Below are 13,750 nucleotides of genomic sequence, written 5' to 3' on the forward strand. Positions count from 1 at the left end.
CGGCACTCCCCGTGGAGAGCATACTGTATGCAATCTGTGCCGGAAATGACTTCAAGGGGCCGCCCCATGTCGTACCGCACCGCTCTCTCCCACGCCATGAGCAGCGTCATCGAGCCCGGGGCCGAACGGGTCCGCAGGCACGGCGTGTTCCCCCGGGCCTCGGTCGCCGCACTGGGGCACTCCGGACTGCTGGCGCTCACCGTCTCCGCCGAACTCGGCGGCCAGGGGCTCGGCCTGGCGGAGGCCTCCGAGGTGGTGGCCGAGGTGTCGCGGGTCTGCCCGGCCACCGGTGCCGTGCTCAGGTCCCACTACGCCGCCGTCGCGGTCATCGAGGCCCACGGCATCCACTGGGTGCGCCGGAAGATCGCCACCGGGCACCACCTGAGCACCCTCGCCCTGGCGGAGGCCGTCGAGTCCGGTGAGCGCGGCGCGCCTCCCGGTCCGCCCTCGACGGCGACACGCACGGGGGACGTGGTAGCACTGCGCGCCCGGAAGTACAACGTGGTCGGGGCGGGGGAGGCCGACAGTTACGTGTGGTCCTCCCGGCCGGCCGACGGGCGCGACGGGCTGACGCTCTGGCTGGTGCCGGCCGACGCCCCAGGGCTGTTCGTGCCCGCACGGCCGGACGGGGAGGGCCCGCGCGGCAGCGCGTCGTCCACCGTCCGCGCCGACCCCGTCCTGGTGCCGGCGGGCGCGATGCTCGGGCCGAGCGGCGGTGGGATCGGCACCGTGCTGGGCGCGGTGCTGCCGTGGCTGGCAGCCCTGCCGGCCCCGGGTGCGGCGGCCGCCCGGCCGGTCGCGGCCGAGGTGCGCGCGCAGCCGCCGGCTCAGGGTGTCTCGTGGGGCCTGGAACGGCACGCTCCATGAGTCTGAACACTGTATACAAACTGCAAGCAGGCGATTATGCTGCGGGAGCGTTGTCCGTGCACCGACCAGGTCGGCGGAAGCGGCTGTGCCGCTGGTCACCGCCTCTGCGCATCCGCAGACGAGGGGCAAGGGTTCATGTGTTCGCGAAACCAAACTCGTACGACAGCGGCGAGGGCCTCGCGCTCGACCTCCGCGCATGCCGGTGACTGGGGGCGATCATGACCACAAGCGTGAGTGACGTACCGGTGCGAGCCGCGATCAGCGCGATCGTGGCCGCCCATCGCGGCCAACGCGGCGCGCTGCTGCCGATACTGCACGCCATCCAGTCGGAACTCGGCCATGTGCCGCAGGAGTGCGTCGCGCAGCTCGCCGACGAACTCAACCTGTCCCGGGCGGACGTGCACGGGGTGGTCTCCTTCTACCACGACTTCCGCCGCGAACCGGCGGGCCGCACCACCGTGCGCATCTGCCGGGCCGAAGCCTGTCAGGCCCTCGGCGCGGACGCCCTGGTGGCCTGTGCCCGCGACCGGGTCGGCCTCGCACCGGGGGAGACGGCGGCGGACGGCTCGGTCACCGTGGAACAGGTCTTCTGCCTCGGCAACTGCGCGCTGGGGCCGTCCATCCAGGTGAACGACGCCCTGCACGGGCGAGTGAGCGTGGACCGCCTGCGCTCGATCCTCGACGAGGCGGTGTCGCCGTGACCATGGCTTCCAACTCTCCGGTGACGGTGTACGTCCCCCGCGACTCGGCGGCACGCTCCGTGGGAGCCGACGCGGTCGCGGACGCCCTCCGACAGGCCGCCGCCGGCCGGGACCGGCCGGTCGAAGTGGTGCGCAACGGCTCCCGCGGCATGCTCTGGCTGGAGCCGCTCGTAGAGGTGGCGACACCTGCCGGCCGGGTCGGCTACGGTCCGGTGGCCCCGTCGGACGTGGAGGGCCTGCTCTCCGCGGGCCTACTCGACGGCGGGGACCATCCGCTGCGGCGCGGCGTCGTGGACGAACTGCCCTGGCTGGCCCGGCAGAAGCGGGTCACGTTCGCCAGGATCGGGATCACCGACCCCCTCTCCACCGACGACTACCTGTGCCACGGCGGCCTCGCCGGGCTGCGTCGCGCGCTGGAGCTGCCGCGCGCCGAGGTGATCGCCGAGGTCACCGAGTCCGGCCTGCGCGGCCGGGGCGGCGCGGGATTCCCGGCCGGCGTCAAGTGGAAGACCGTCTCCGAGTGCTCCGACGAGCTGAAGTTCGTCTGCTGCAACGCCGACGAGGGCGACAGCGGGACCTTCGCGGACCGCATGGTCATGGAGGGCGACCCGTTCATGCTGATCGAGGGCATGACGATCGCCGCGCACGCGGTCGGGGCACGTGAGGGCTACGTCTACATCCGCTCGGAATACCCCGACGCGGTGGCCACGATGCGCGCCGCGATCGACATCGCGCGCGGGAACAACTGGCTCGGAGAGCGGATCCTCGGCTCCGACCTCACCTTCGACCTGCACATCCGGGTCGGCGCCGGCGCGTACATCTGCGGCGAGGAGACCTCCATGCTGGAGAGCCTGGAGGGCAAGCGCGGCATGGTCCGCTCCAAGCCGCCCATCCCCGCGCTGGAGGGACTCTTCGGCAAGCCGACCGTGGTCAACAACGTCCTCACCCTCGCCACCGTGCCGGTGATCATGGCGCGCGGCGCGAAGGCCTACCAGGAACTCGGCGTGCAGCGCTCGCGCGGCACCCAGGTCTTCCAGCTCGGCGGCAACATCGCGCGCGGGGGCATCGTGGAGACGGCGTTCGGCGTCACCCTGCGCGAGCTGGTCGAGGACTACGGCGGCGGCACGCTCTCCGGACGCCCGGTGCGCACGGTGCAGGTCGGCGGACCGCTGGGCGCCTACCTGCCGGCCTCCATGTTCGACCTGCCGATGGACTACGAGGCGTTCGCCGAGGCCGGCGCGATGCTCGGCCACGGCGGCGTCGTGGTCTTCGACGACACCGTGGACATGGCCGCGCAGGCCCGCTTCGCGATGGAGTTCTGCGCCGCCGAGTCGTGCGGCAAGTGCACGCCCTGCCGCGTCGGTTCGGTACGGGGGGTCGAGGTGATCGACCGGATCGTGGCGGGCGAGGACCGCGACGGCAACCTCGCCCTGCTCGAAGACCTCTGCGAGCTGATGACCGACGGTTCGCTGTGCGCCATGGGCGGGTTGACGCCGATGCCGGTGCGCAGCGCCATCACACACTTCTCTGACGACTTCCTCGCCCGCGACGCACACGCGGCGGCGCGCACCGCGCGGACGAGCGGCGCGAGGACGGAGGACACGGCATGACCCTTCTCAAGGAACCCGACTTCGGAACCCCCGAAAGGCCCGGGGAGCCGACCGTGTCGGTCGAAGTGGACGGACTGCCCGTCGCGGTCCCCGAGGGCACGTCGGTGATGCGCGCGGCGGCGCTCGCCGGCATCGACATACCCAAGCTGTGCGCCACCGACAGCCTCGACGCGTTCGGATCGTGCCGGCTGTGCGTCGTGGAGATCGACGGACGCAGGGGCACCCCGGCGTCCTGCACCACGCCGGCCGCCGACGGCATGCGGGTGCGCACCCAGACGCCCAAGGTGGAGAAGCTGCGCCAGGGCGTCATGGAGCTGTACCTCTCCGACCACCCGCTGGACTGCCTGACCTGCCCGGCCAACGGCGACTGCGAGTTGCAGGACATGGCCGGCGTCGTCGGGCTGCGCCAGGTCCGGTACGGGTACGAGGGCGAGAACCACCTGGACGCCGAAGCCGACCGGAGCAACCCGTACTTCGACTTCGACCCGTCCAAGTGCATCGTCTGCTCCCGCTGCGTGCGGGCCTGCGGCGAGGTGCAGGGCACCTTCGCGCTGACCATCGAGGGCCGCGGATTCGACTCCAAGGTCTCGCCCGGCGCGGGCGAGCTGTTCATGGACTCCGAGTGCGTCTCGTGCGGCGCGTGCGTCCAGGCCTGCCCGACGTCGACGCTCCAGGAGCGGTCGGTCGTCGAACTCGGCATGCCGACCCGCTCGGTCGTCACGACCTGCGCGTACTGCGGCGTCGGCTGCTCGTTCAAGGCAGAGCTGCGCGGTGACGAACTGGTCCGGATGGTGCCCTACAAGGACGGCGGGGCGAACGAGGGGCACTCCTGTGTGAAGGGCCGCTTCGCCTTCGGCTACGCGACCCACCCCGACCGCGTCCTCAAGCCCATGGTCCGGGAGAGGATCACCGACCCGTGGCGCGAGGTCGAGTGGGAGGAGGCCATCCGCACGGTCGCCCGGGGGATGCGCTCCATCCAGGAGCGCCACGGCTCCGGCGCGATCGGCGCCATCACCTCCTCGCGCTGCACCAACGAGGAGGTCTACGTCGTCCAGAAGATGGTGCGCGCGGCCTTTGGCAACAACAACGTCGACACCTGCGCCCGGGTCTGCCACTCCCCGACGGGATACGGGCTGAAGCAGACCTTCGGCGAGTCGGCCGGCACACAGGACTTCCGCTCGGTGGCCCAGGCCGACGTGATCGTGGTGATCGGCGCCAACCCCACCGACGGCCATCCGGTCTTCGCCTCGCGGATGAAGCGCCGGCTGCGCGAGGGCGCCCGACTCGTCGTGATCGACCCGCGCCGCATCGACCTGGTGCGCTCGCCGCACATCGAGGCGGCACACCACCTCCAGCTCACCCCGAGCACCAACGTCGCCGTCATCAACGCCATGGCGCACGTGGTGGTCACCGAGGACCTGGTCGACAAGTCCTTCGTGGCGGACCGCTGCGAAGGGTTCGCGGAATGGGCGGAGTTCGTCTCCCGCCCGGAGAACAGCCCGGAGGCCACCGAGTCCATCACCCGTGTGCCCTCCGAGGAGCTGAGGGCCGCCGCCCGGCTGTACGCGCGGGCGCCCAACGGGGCCATCTACTACGGGCTCGGCGTCACCGAGCACAGCCAGGGCTCCACCATGGTCATGGGGATGGCGAACCTGGCGATGGCGTGCGGCAACATCGGCCGCGACGGCGTCGGCGTCAACCCGCTGCGCGGGCAGAACAACGTGCAGGGCTCGTGCGACATGGGTTCCTTCCCGCACGAGTTCACCGGCTACCGCCATGTCTCCGACGACGCGGTACGCACCGTCTTCGAGGACCTGTGGGGCCGCACGATCCTCGCCGAGCCCGGACTGCGGATCCCCAACATGTTCGACGCGGCGATCGACGGCTCCTTCCGCGGTCTGTTCGTGCACGGCGAGGACATCGCCCAGTCCGACCCGAACCTCAAGCACGTCACCGCCGCGCTCGAAGCCATGGAACTGGTCGTGGTGCAGGACCTCTTCCTCAACGAGACGGCCAAGTTCGCCCATGTCTTCCTGCCGGGTGCCTCCTTCCTGGAGAAGGACGGCACGTTCACCAACGCCGAACGCCGGGTCAACCGGGTGCGCGCGGTGATGAAGCCGAAGACCGGCAAGCACGAGTGGCAGATCGTCTGCGAGATCGCCGCCGCCATGGGCTACCCCATGGAGTACGACCACCCGGGCCAGATCATGGACGAGATCGCCCAGGTCACCCCGACCTTCCGCGGTATCTCCTACGCCTCCCTGGACAAGCTCGGCAGCATCCAGTGGCCGTGCAACGAGGAGGCGCCGGAGGGCACGCCGACCATGCACGTGGACGAATTCGTCCGCGGCAAGGGGAGGTTCGTGGTCACCACCTATCTGCCGACCAACGAACGGACCACCTCCCGCTTCCCGCTCGTCCTGACCACGGGGCGCATCCTGAGCCAGTACAACGTCGGGGCGCAGACCCGCCGTACCGGCAACGTGGCCTGGCACCCCGAGGACCTGCTGGAACTGCACCCGCACGACGCCGAGGTGCGCGGCATCGGCGACGGCGACATGGTGACGCTGACCAGCCGCGTCGGAGAGACGACCCTGCGGGCCCGGGTGTCCGACCGGATGCCGCCGGGGGTCGTCTACACGACCTTCCACCATCCGGTGACCGGCGCCAACGTGGTGACCACGGAGAACTCGGACTGGGCGACCAACTGCCCGGAGTACAAGGTGACCGCCGTGCAGGTCGGGCTCGCCCACCCGCTCGCCGGGCGCGCCGCCGATCGGGTCCAGGACGACCGGCACGCGGTGGTGGACTGAGATGGCGGGCGCCGTGCCATCGGAACAGCGGATGGCGAACGACATCGCCGCGGCCTTCGGGCACCTGCCGGACGAGCAGGCCGCCGAGGCGGTCGCGGGACACATCCAGCGGTTCTGGGACCCGAGGATGCGCGCGAGGCTGGCCGAGTTCGTCGACGGGGGAGCGGAGGGACTGTCCCCCGTGATCGTCGCCGCGCTGAGGCCGGCCGGACGGACGGACGGGACCGCCGGCGACTGACCGGTCCGTTCCCCGCACCACCGCCTCATCTCCCCTCGTGGCGACGGGGAGATGAGGCGGTGGTCCGTGCGCGGCGCCGTGGGACGGAGCCGGTGGCGGCGGCCCGGCTCAGGCGGGTACGGCTCCCGTAGTGGCGCCGTTCCGTGCGGTGCCGCCCTGCGTACTGCACTGTGCCAGCAGGTCGGTGGCCGCGTGGACGGCGCGCAGCGTGGGCGCCTCCGCGCCGGTGATGTCGGCGAGTTCCACCACCGCCGTCACGATGGCGTCGAGTTCGAGTGGCTTGCCGGCCTCCAGGTCCTGGAGCATCGAGGTCTTGTGGTGTCCGACCCCCTCGGCGCCGCGCAGCCGCTTCTCGATCGATATGTCCGGTGTACTGCCCACCCGTGCCGCGATGTGGAGGGTCTCCTCCATCAACTGGACGACCAGGCGCCGGGTTTGGGTGTGCCGGCAGATCTCGGCCATCGTCGCCCTGGTGAGCGCGCTGAGCGGGTTGAACACGACGTTGCCCATCAGCTTGATCCAGATGTCGTCGCGCAGGTTCGGCTCGACCGGGGCCTTCAGCCCGCCGGCGATCAGGGCCTGGCTCAACGCCGTGCAACGCTCGGAGACCTGGCCCCCGGGCTCGCCGAGAGAGAACCGGGTGCCCTCCAGATGCCGGATCACTCCGGGGGATTCGACGACGGTCGCCGGATACACGACGCAGCCGATGGCCCTCTCCGGCGGCAGGACGGCACTGGTGGCGCCGTCCGGGTCGACCGCCTCCACCCGCCGGCCCTCGTAGGGCCCGGCGAGCTGGTGGAAGTACCACCACGGAATGCCGTTCTGACCGGCCACGACGGCCGTGTGGTCGGCGAGCAGCGGCTTGATGAGCGGCCCGCACGACGGGTAGGAGTGGGCCTTCAGCCCGAGGAAGACGTAGTCGACCGGACCGATCTCGGCCGGGTCGTCCGTGGCGTGCGGCCGGGCGACGAAGTCACCGCGGGCGCTCAGCACCCGTACCCCGTCGGCCCGCATGGCCCGCAGATGATCACCGCGGGCGATCAGATGCACCTCGGCGCCGCCCCGGTGCAGAGCCGCCCCGACGTACGCACCGATCGCACCGGCTCCGAGGACTGCGATCTTCACGATGGACTCCTCTCAGTAGGGGGCTGGATACTGTATGCAATATCGCTGGGCGGTGTCCATAGCCCGAGGGGGGTGGGCGCGCGAGGCGGGAAGTCTCACGTACAGCTATTGCATACAGTATTCAGTTGACTTTATGCTCGCTGTGCCGCCGACGCTTCCGTGAGCGGCTTTGGGAGGCCACTTCAATGGACCTGTTCGAGTACCAAGCACGAGATCTCTTCGCCGAGCACGGTGTACCGGTGCTGGCCGGTGAAGTCATCGACACGCCTGAGGCGGCGCGCGAGATCACCGAGCGGCTGGGCGGCAAGTCGGTCGTCAAGGCTCAGGTGAAGGTCGGTGGCCGCGGCAAGGCCGGTGGTGTCAAGCTGGCCGCCACCCCGGACGAGGCCGTCGCCCGCGCGACGGACATCCTCGGCATGGACATCAAGGGCCACACGGTCCACAAGGTCATGCTCGCGGAGACCGCTCCGGAGATCCTCGAGGAGTACTACGTCTCCTTCCTCCTCGACCGCGCCAACCGCACCTTCCTCTCCATCGCCTCGGTCGAGGGCGGCATGGAGATCGAAGAGGTCGCTGCCACCCGCCCCGAGGCCGTCGCCAAGATCGCGATCGACGCCATCGACGGCGTGGACCGGGCCAAGGCCGAGGAGATCGTCGCCGCGGCCAAGTTCCCGGCCGAGGTCGCCGACAAGGTCGCCGACGTCCTCGTCAGCCTCTGGGAGGTCTTCATCAAGGAGGACGCCCTCCTGGTGGAGGTCAACCCTCTCGCCAAGGTCGCCTCCGGTGACGTCATCGCCCTCGACGGGAAGGTGTCGCTGGACGACAACGCGGAGTTCCGTCACCCCGAGTTCGAGGAGCTCCACGACAAGGCCGCCGCCAACCCGCTGGAGGCGGCTGCCAAGGAGAAGAACCTCAACTACGTCAAGCTCGACGGTGAGGTCGGCATCATCGGCAACGGCGCGGGTCTGGTCATGTCGACCCTGGACGTCGTCGCGTACGCCGGTGAGGCCCACAAGGGCGTCAAGCCCGCCAACTTCCTCGACATCGGTGGCGGCGCCTCCGCCGAGGTGATGGCGAACGGTCTGGAGATCATCCTGGGCGACCCGGACGTGAAGTCCGTGTTCGTCAACGTCTTCGGCGGCATCACCGCGTGCGACGCGGTCGCCAACGGCATCGTGCAGGCCCTGGAGCTGCTGGAGTCCAAGGGCGAGGAGGTCACCAAGCCGCTGGTCGTGCGTCTGGACGGCAACAACGCCGAACTGGGCCGTCAGATTCTGGACGACCGCAACCACCCGCTCGTGCAGCGGGTGGACACCATGGACGGCGCGGCCGACAAGGCCGCCGAGCTGGCTGCTGCCGCGAAGTAAGGGACGAGGTCACAGAACACCATGGCTATCTTCCTCACCAAGGAATCCAAGGTCATCGTCCAGGGCATGACCGGCTCCGAGGGCCAGAAGCACACGCGTCGCATGCTGGCCTCGGGCACGAACATCGTCGGTGGCGTGAACCCGCGCAAGGCGGGCCAGAGCGTGGACTTCGACGGCACCGAGGTACCGGTCTTCGGGACCGTGAAGGACGCCATCGAGAAGACCGGCGCCGACGTCACGGTGATCTTCGTTCCGGAGAAGTTCACCAAGGACGCGGTGATCGAGGCGATCGACGCGGAGATCCCGCTCGCGGTGGTCATCACCGAGGGCATCGCGGTGCACGACTCGGCCTCCTTCTGGGCGTACGCCGGGAAGAAGGGCAACAGGACGCGGATCATCGGCCCGAACTGCCCGGGTCTGATCACGCCGGGTCAGTCGAACGCGGGCATCATCCCGGCCGACATCACCAAGCCGGGCCGGATCGGTCTGGTGTCGAAGTCGGGCACGCTGACGTACCAGATGATGTACGAGCTGCGGGACATCGGCTTCTCCACCTGTGTGGGTATCGGTGGTGACCCGATCATCGGTACCACGCACATCGACGCGCTGAAGGCGTTCCAGGACGACCCGGACACCGACCTGATCGTGATGATCGGTGAGATCGGCGGCGACGCGGAGGAGCGGGCCGCGGCGTTCATCAAGGAGAACGTGACCAAGCCGGTCGTCGGGTACGTCGCGGGCTTCACCGCGCCGGAGGGCAAGACCATGGGCCACGCGGGCGCCATCGTCTCGGGTTCCTCCGGTACCGCCCAGGCGAAGAAGGAGGCCCTGGAGGCCGCGGGCGTCAAGGTCGGCAAGACCCCGACCGAGGCCGCGGCACTGGCCCGGCAGGCGGTGTGAGACGTGAACCCCCTGGACAGATGGATCGCCCAGGTGGCCGGTGAACTCGGGGTGAGCCGGGACGCGCTGGACCGGGACGGGGTGCTGGACGTCGCGAAGAACGTCGCCCACCAGGTCGCCCGCCCGGCCGCGCCGCTCACCACCTACCTGCTGGGTGTCGCCGTGGGACGCGGCGTCGCGCCCGCCGCCGCCGCCGAGACCGTGAACAAGCTCGCCGCGGCCTGGCCCGTACCGTCCGGCGGCGAACCCCCCGCCCCCTCACAGCCGGGAAGAGGAACATGACGCTGATCGGAGTCCCCCGGGAGACCGCGACGGGCGAACGCCGCGTCGCGCTGGTGCCCAAAGTCGTCGAACGGCTGCGCGCCGCGGGCCTCTCCGTCGTGGTGGAGGCCGGGGCCGGGGCCGGGGCACTGATTCCCGACGAGCAGTACGAGCAGTCCGGGGCCACCATCGGAGAACCATGGGCGGCCGACGTCGTGGTCAAGGTGAACCCGCCGACGCCCCACGAGATCGGCCTGCTGAGCCCCGGATCCGCCGTGATCGGCTTCCTGGCGCCCCTGACCAGGCCGGAGATCGCCGAGCAGCTGCGCCTGACCGGCGTCGCCGGCTTCGCGATGGAGGCCGTTCCGCGGATCTCCCGCGCGCAGTCCATGGACGCGCTCTCCTCGCAGGCCAATGTCGCCGGCTACCAGGCGGTGCTGGTCGCCGCCCGGAACTCCACCCGTTTCTTCCCGATGCTCACCACGGCCGCCGGAACGGTGAAGCCGGCCACGGTCCTGGTGCTCGGCGTGGGCGTCGCGGGGCTCCAGGCACTGGCCACCGCCAAACGTCTCGGCGCCCGCACCACCGGATTCGACGTCCGGCCCGAGGTCGCCGAGCAGGTCCGCTCGCTGGGCGCGCGGTGGCTGGAGCTGGGTGTCGAGGCATCGGGCGAGGGCGGGTACGCCCGTGCCCTGACCGAGGAGGAACAGGCCGAGCAGCAGCGGCGGTTGAGCGAGGCGATCGCCGGCTTCGACGTGGTGATCACGACTGCGCTGGTTCCGGGACGCCCGGCACCGAAGCTGGTCACCGCCGAGGCCGTGCGGCGGATGCGGCCCGGCAGCGTGGTCGTCGACCTCGCCGGGGAGACCGGCGGCAACTGCGAACTCACCACACCGGGGGAGACCATGGTGTGGCACGACGTCACCGTGGCCGCCCCGCTGAACCTGCCGGCGACCCTGCCCGAGCACGCCAGCGAACTGTACGCCCGGAACGTCCAGGCGCTGCTCGAACTCATGCTGGCCGACGGCGAGTTCGCGCCGGACCTCGAGGACGAGATCCTCGCCGCCTGCTGTGTGACCCAGAACAGCGACCAGCTCACGGAGGCCCGATGATGTTCCTGGCCGACCTGGCGATCCTGGTGCTGGCCGGATTCGTCGGCTTCGCGGTGATCTCCAAGGTGCCCAACACCCTGCACACCCCGCTGATGTCCGGGACCAACGCCATCCACGGCATCGTCCTGCTCGGCGGCCTGGTCCTGCTCGGCCGCTCCGCGTCGGGGCCCTTCGAGCGGGTGCTGCTGGTCGTCGCGATCGTGTTCGGCACGATCAACGTGGTCGGCGGGTTCCTGGTGACCGACCGCATGCTCGGCATGTTCAAGAAGGCGCCGGAGGGCGCCGGAGCCGGAAAGGACGCGGTCGGCCGTGGATGACCTGATCACGATTCTCTACATCGTCGCGTTCGCCCTGTTCATCCATGGCCTGATGGGCCTGACCGGACCGCGCACGGCCGTACGCGGCAACCTCACGGCGGCGGCGGGCATGCTGATCGCCACCGTGGCCGCCCTGCTGACCCCCGGGACGGGCAACTGGCTGCTGATCGTGTTCGGCCTGGTCCTGGGCACGGTGATCGGCGTACCGGCGGCGCGGCGGGTCAAGATGACCGCGATGCCGCAGATGGTGGCGTTGTTCAACGGAGTGGGCGGCGGTGCCGTCGCCCTGATCTCCTGGGTGGAGTTCCGCGACAGCCACGGCTACGCGACGGAGGCCGGCTACGTCGTCGTCACGTCGCTGTTCGCCGCGATCGTCGGCTCGCTCTCCTTCTGGGGATCGCTGATCGCCTTCGGCAAGCTCCAGGAGATCCTGCCGGGCAGGCCGATCGGTCTCGGCCGGGGGCAGCAACCCCTCAACCTGGCGCTGCTGCTGGTCTCGGTGGCCTGCGCGGTCGGCATCGGCCTGGGCCACGCCTCCGAGGCGCTGATCATCGGCGTACTGGTCTCCGCGGCCGTGCTCGGCGTGATGGTGGTGCTGCCGATCGGCGGCGCCGACATGCCGGTGGTGATCTCGCTGCTCAACGCCTTCACCGGCCTGTCCGCCGCGGCCACCGGTCTGGCACTGGACAACACGGCGATGATCGTCGCGGGCATGATCGTCGGAGCCTCCGGCACCATCCTGACCGATCTGATGGCCAAGGCGATGAACCGCTCGATCCCGGCCATCGTCGCCGGCGGGTTCGGCGGGACCGGCGCCACCGCGGGACCGGGCGGCGGCCCGGCGGACCAGACGGTGCGGCAGACCAGCGCAGCCGACGCCGCCATCCAGATGGCCTACGCGAGCCAGGTGGTCGTCGTCCCCGGCTACGGCATGGCCGTCGCGCAGGCGCAGCACGCCGTCCGCGAGATGGCCGGCCTGCTCGAACAGCGCGGCGTGGAGGTCAAGCACGCCATCCACCCGGTCGCCGGACGCATGCCCGGCCATATGAACGTCCTGCTCGCCGAGGCCGACGTGCCCTACGAACAGCTCAAGGAGATGGACGACATCAACGGCGAGTTCGGCCGCACGGACGTGGCCCTGGTGATCGGCGCCAACGACGTCACCAACCCCGCCGCCCGCTCCAACCCCAGCTCGCCGATCTACGGGATGCCGATCCTCAACGTGGACCACGCCAGGTCGGTCATCGTGCTCAAACGCTCGATGAACCCCGGGTTCGCCGGCATCGAGAACGAGCTGTACTTCGACGCCAGGACGTCGATGCTCTTCGGCGACGCGAAGTCCTCCGTCGCCGAGATCACCGAGGAACTCAAGGCCCTGTGACGGGGAGCGGCCGGGCGCGCAGGCGCCCGGCCGCTCCCTGCGTCGCCATCGAGGGAGGCGGACTCATGCTGCTCGACACCCACGGCCGGATCGCCACCGATCTGCGCGTCTCGCTGACCGACCGCTGCAACCTGCGGTGCACCTACTGCATGCCCGAGGAGGGGACGGCCTGGCTGGCCGGGCCCCGGCTGCTCACCGACGACGAGGTCGTCCGGCTGGTGGGGATCGCGGTCACCGGCCTGGGTGTCACCGAGGTGCGTTTCACCGGAGGTGAGCCGCTGCTGCGCCCCGGCCTGGCCGGCATCGTCGCCCGCTGCGCCGCGCTCACCCCGCGGCCGGAACTCTCGCTGACCACCAACGGGATCGGGCTGGCCCGCACCGCCGGCGCGCTCCGCGAGGCCGGGCTCGACCGCGTCAACGTCTCGCTGGACACCCTGCGCCCGGACCGCTTCAAGGCCCTCACCCGCCGCGACCGGCACCGGGAGGTGCTGGCCGGGCTGACCGCGGCACGCGAGGCCGGGCTGGAACCGGTGAAGATCAACTCGGTGCTGATGCGCGGGATCAACGACGACGAGCCGACCGAGCTGCTGGCCTGGGCCGTCAGGCACGGGTACCACCTGCGGTTCATCGAGCAGATGCCGTTGGACCCCCAACACGGCTGGCAGCGCGAGCAGATGGTGACCGCCGTGGAGATCCTGCGGAAGCTCGCCGCGTGCTTCTCCCTCACGCCGGAGCGGCGGGGGCAGCGCGGTTCGGCGCCCGCGGAGCGGTGGCTCGTCGACGGCGGACCGGCCACCGTGGGGGTGATCGCGTCGGTGACCCGGCCCTTCTGCCGGGCCTGCGACCGTACCCGGCTCACCGCGGACGGCCAGGTCCGCACCTGCCTGTTCGCCAGGGAGGAGACCGACCTGCGCACCGCGCTGCGCTCCGGGGCGTCCGACGAGGAGGTCGCCGCCCTGTGGCGGGCGGCGACGCTGGGCAAGAAGGCGGGCTCCGGCCTCGACGACCCGTCCTTCCTCCAGCCCCGGCGCCCGATGTCCGCCATCGGTGGCTAGACG

The 13,750-nt window shown here is 70.6% G+C and carries 13 protein-coding genes; 12 read left to right on the top strand and 1 reads right to left on the bottom strand.

Annotated features, from left to right (window positions below; translation table 11 throughout):
- The first annotated feature begins 66 nt into the window (after positions 1–66).
- The 5 genes from TNCT6_RS32735 to TNCT6_RS32755 all read left to right on the top strand — a co-directional run bounded on the left by TNCT6_RS32735 (position 67) and on the right by TNCT6_RS32755 (position 6,229).
- Positions 67–867 (top strand): acyl-CoA dehydrogenase family protein, encoded by an 801-nt coding sequence (locus TNCT6_RS32735; protein WP_141364849.1) that lies wholly within the window; start codon positions 67–69, stop codon positions 865–867.
- 230 nt (positions 868–1,097) lie between these two features.
- Positions 1,098–1,568, top strand: coding sequence for a formate dehydrogenase subunit gamma (locus TNCT6_RS32740; protein ID WP_253266304.1), 471 nt, complete (start codon positions 1,098–1,100; stop codon positions 1,566–1,568).
- A 2-nt stretch (positions 1,569–1,570) separates the two neighbouring features.
- Complete coding sequence (locus TNCT6_RS32745; RefSeq protein WP_141364853.1) at positions 1,571–3,178, top strand: NADH-quinone oxidoreductase subunit NuoF; 1,608 nt, start codon at positions 1,571–1,573, stop codon at positions 3,176–3,178.
- Complete coding sequence (gene fdhF, locus TNCT6_RS32750) at positions 3,175–5,991, top strand: formate dehydrogenase subunit alpha (protein ID WP_141364855.1); 2,817 nt, start codon at positions 3,175–3,177, stop codon at positions 5,989–5,991. Before TNCT6_RS32745 ends, fdhF begins: the two co-directional genes overlap by 4 nt.
- 31 nt (positions 5,992–6,022) lie before the next feature.
- Positions 6,023–6,229, top strand: coding sequence for a formate dehydrogenase subunit delta (locus TNCT6_RS32755; protein ID WP_141364857.1), 207 nt, complete (start codon positions 6,023–6,025; stop codon positions 6,227–6,229).
- A 108-nt stretch (positions 6,230–6,337) separates the two neighbouring features.
- Here the strand turns inward: TNCT6_RS32755 and TNCT6_RS32760 are convergent, their stop codons facing one another.
- Positions 6,338–7,354, bottom strand: coding sequence for a 2-dehydropantoate 2-reductase (locus TNCT6_RS32760; RefSeq protein ID WP_141364859.1), 1,017 nt, complete (start codon positions 7,352–7,354; stop codon positions 6,338–6,340).
- Positions 7,355–7,539: 185 nt separating this feature from the next.
- On the opposite strand from TNCT6_RS32760, the gene sucC reads away from it, so the two are divergent.
- The 7 genes from sucC to moaA all read left to right on the top strand — a co-directional run bounded on the left by sucC (position 7,540) and on the right by moaA (position 13,747).
- Complete coding sequence (gene sucC / locus TNCT6_RS32765; RefSeq protein ID WP_141364861.1) at positions 7,540–8,721, top strand: ADP-forming succinate--CoA ligase subunit beta; 1,182 nt, start codon at positions 7,540–7,542, stop codon at positions 8,719–8,721.
- A gap of 21 nt (positions 8,722–8,742) precedes the next feature.
- Complete coding sequence (gene sucD / locus TNCT6_RS32770) at positions 8,743–9,621, top strand: succinate--CoA ligase subunit alpha (protein WP_141364863.1); 879 nt, start codon at positions 8,743–8,745, stop codon at positions 9,619–9,621.
- Positions 9,622–9,624: 3 nt separating this feature from the next.
- Positions 9,625–9,903: a DUF6457 domain-containing protein gene (locus TNCT6_RS32775; protein WP_216372818.1), complete on the top strand. Its 279-nt coding sequence runs from the start codon at positions 9,625–9,627 to the stop codon at positions 9,901–9,903.
- Positions 9,900–10,994, top strand: coding sequence for a Re/Si-specific NAD(P)(+) transhydrogenase subunit alpha (locus TNCT6_RS32780; protein ID WP_141364866.1), 1,095 nt, complete (start codon positions 9,900–9,902; stop codon positions 10,992–10,994). The genes TNCT6_RS32775 and TNCT6_RS32780 overlap by 4 nt, the downstream gene beginning before the upstream one ends.
- Positions 10,991–11,311 (top strand): NAD(P) transhydrogenase subunit alpha, encoded by a 321-nt coding sequence (locus TNCT6_RS32785; protein WP_216372819.1) that lies wholly within the window; start codon positions 10,991–10,993, stop codon positions 11,309–11,311. The genes TNCT6_RS32780 and TNCT6_RS32785 overlap by 4 nt, the downstream gene beginning before the upstream one ends.
- On the top strand, positions 11,304–12,692 hold the full coding sequence (locus tag TNCT6_RS32790; RefSeq protein ID WP_141364868.1) for an NAD(P)(+) transhydrogenase (Re/Si-specific) subunit beta: 1,389 nt from the start codon (positions 11,304–11,306) through the stop codon (positions 12,690–12,692). The genes TNCT6_RS32785 and TNCT6_RS32790 overlap by 8 nt, the downstream gene beginning before the upstream one ends.
- Positions 12,693–12,757: 65 nt before the next feature.
- Entirely contained in the window at positions 12,758–13,747 is a 990-nt protein-coding gene (moaA, locus tag TNCT6_RS32795) for a GTP 3',8-cyclase MoaA (RefSeq protein WP_141364870.1), read from the top strand.
- Positions 13,748–13,750 lie beyond the last annotated feature (3 nt).

It is taken from the genome of Streptomyces sp. 6-11-2 (assembly GCF_006540305.1).
In the GTDB taxonomy this organism is placed as follows: domain Bacteria; phylum Actinomycetota; class Actinomycetes; order Streptomycetales; family Streptomycetaceae; genus Streptomyces.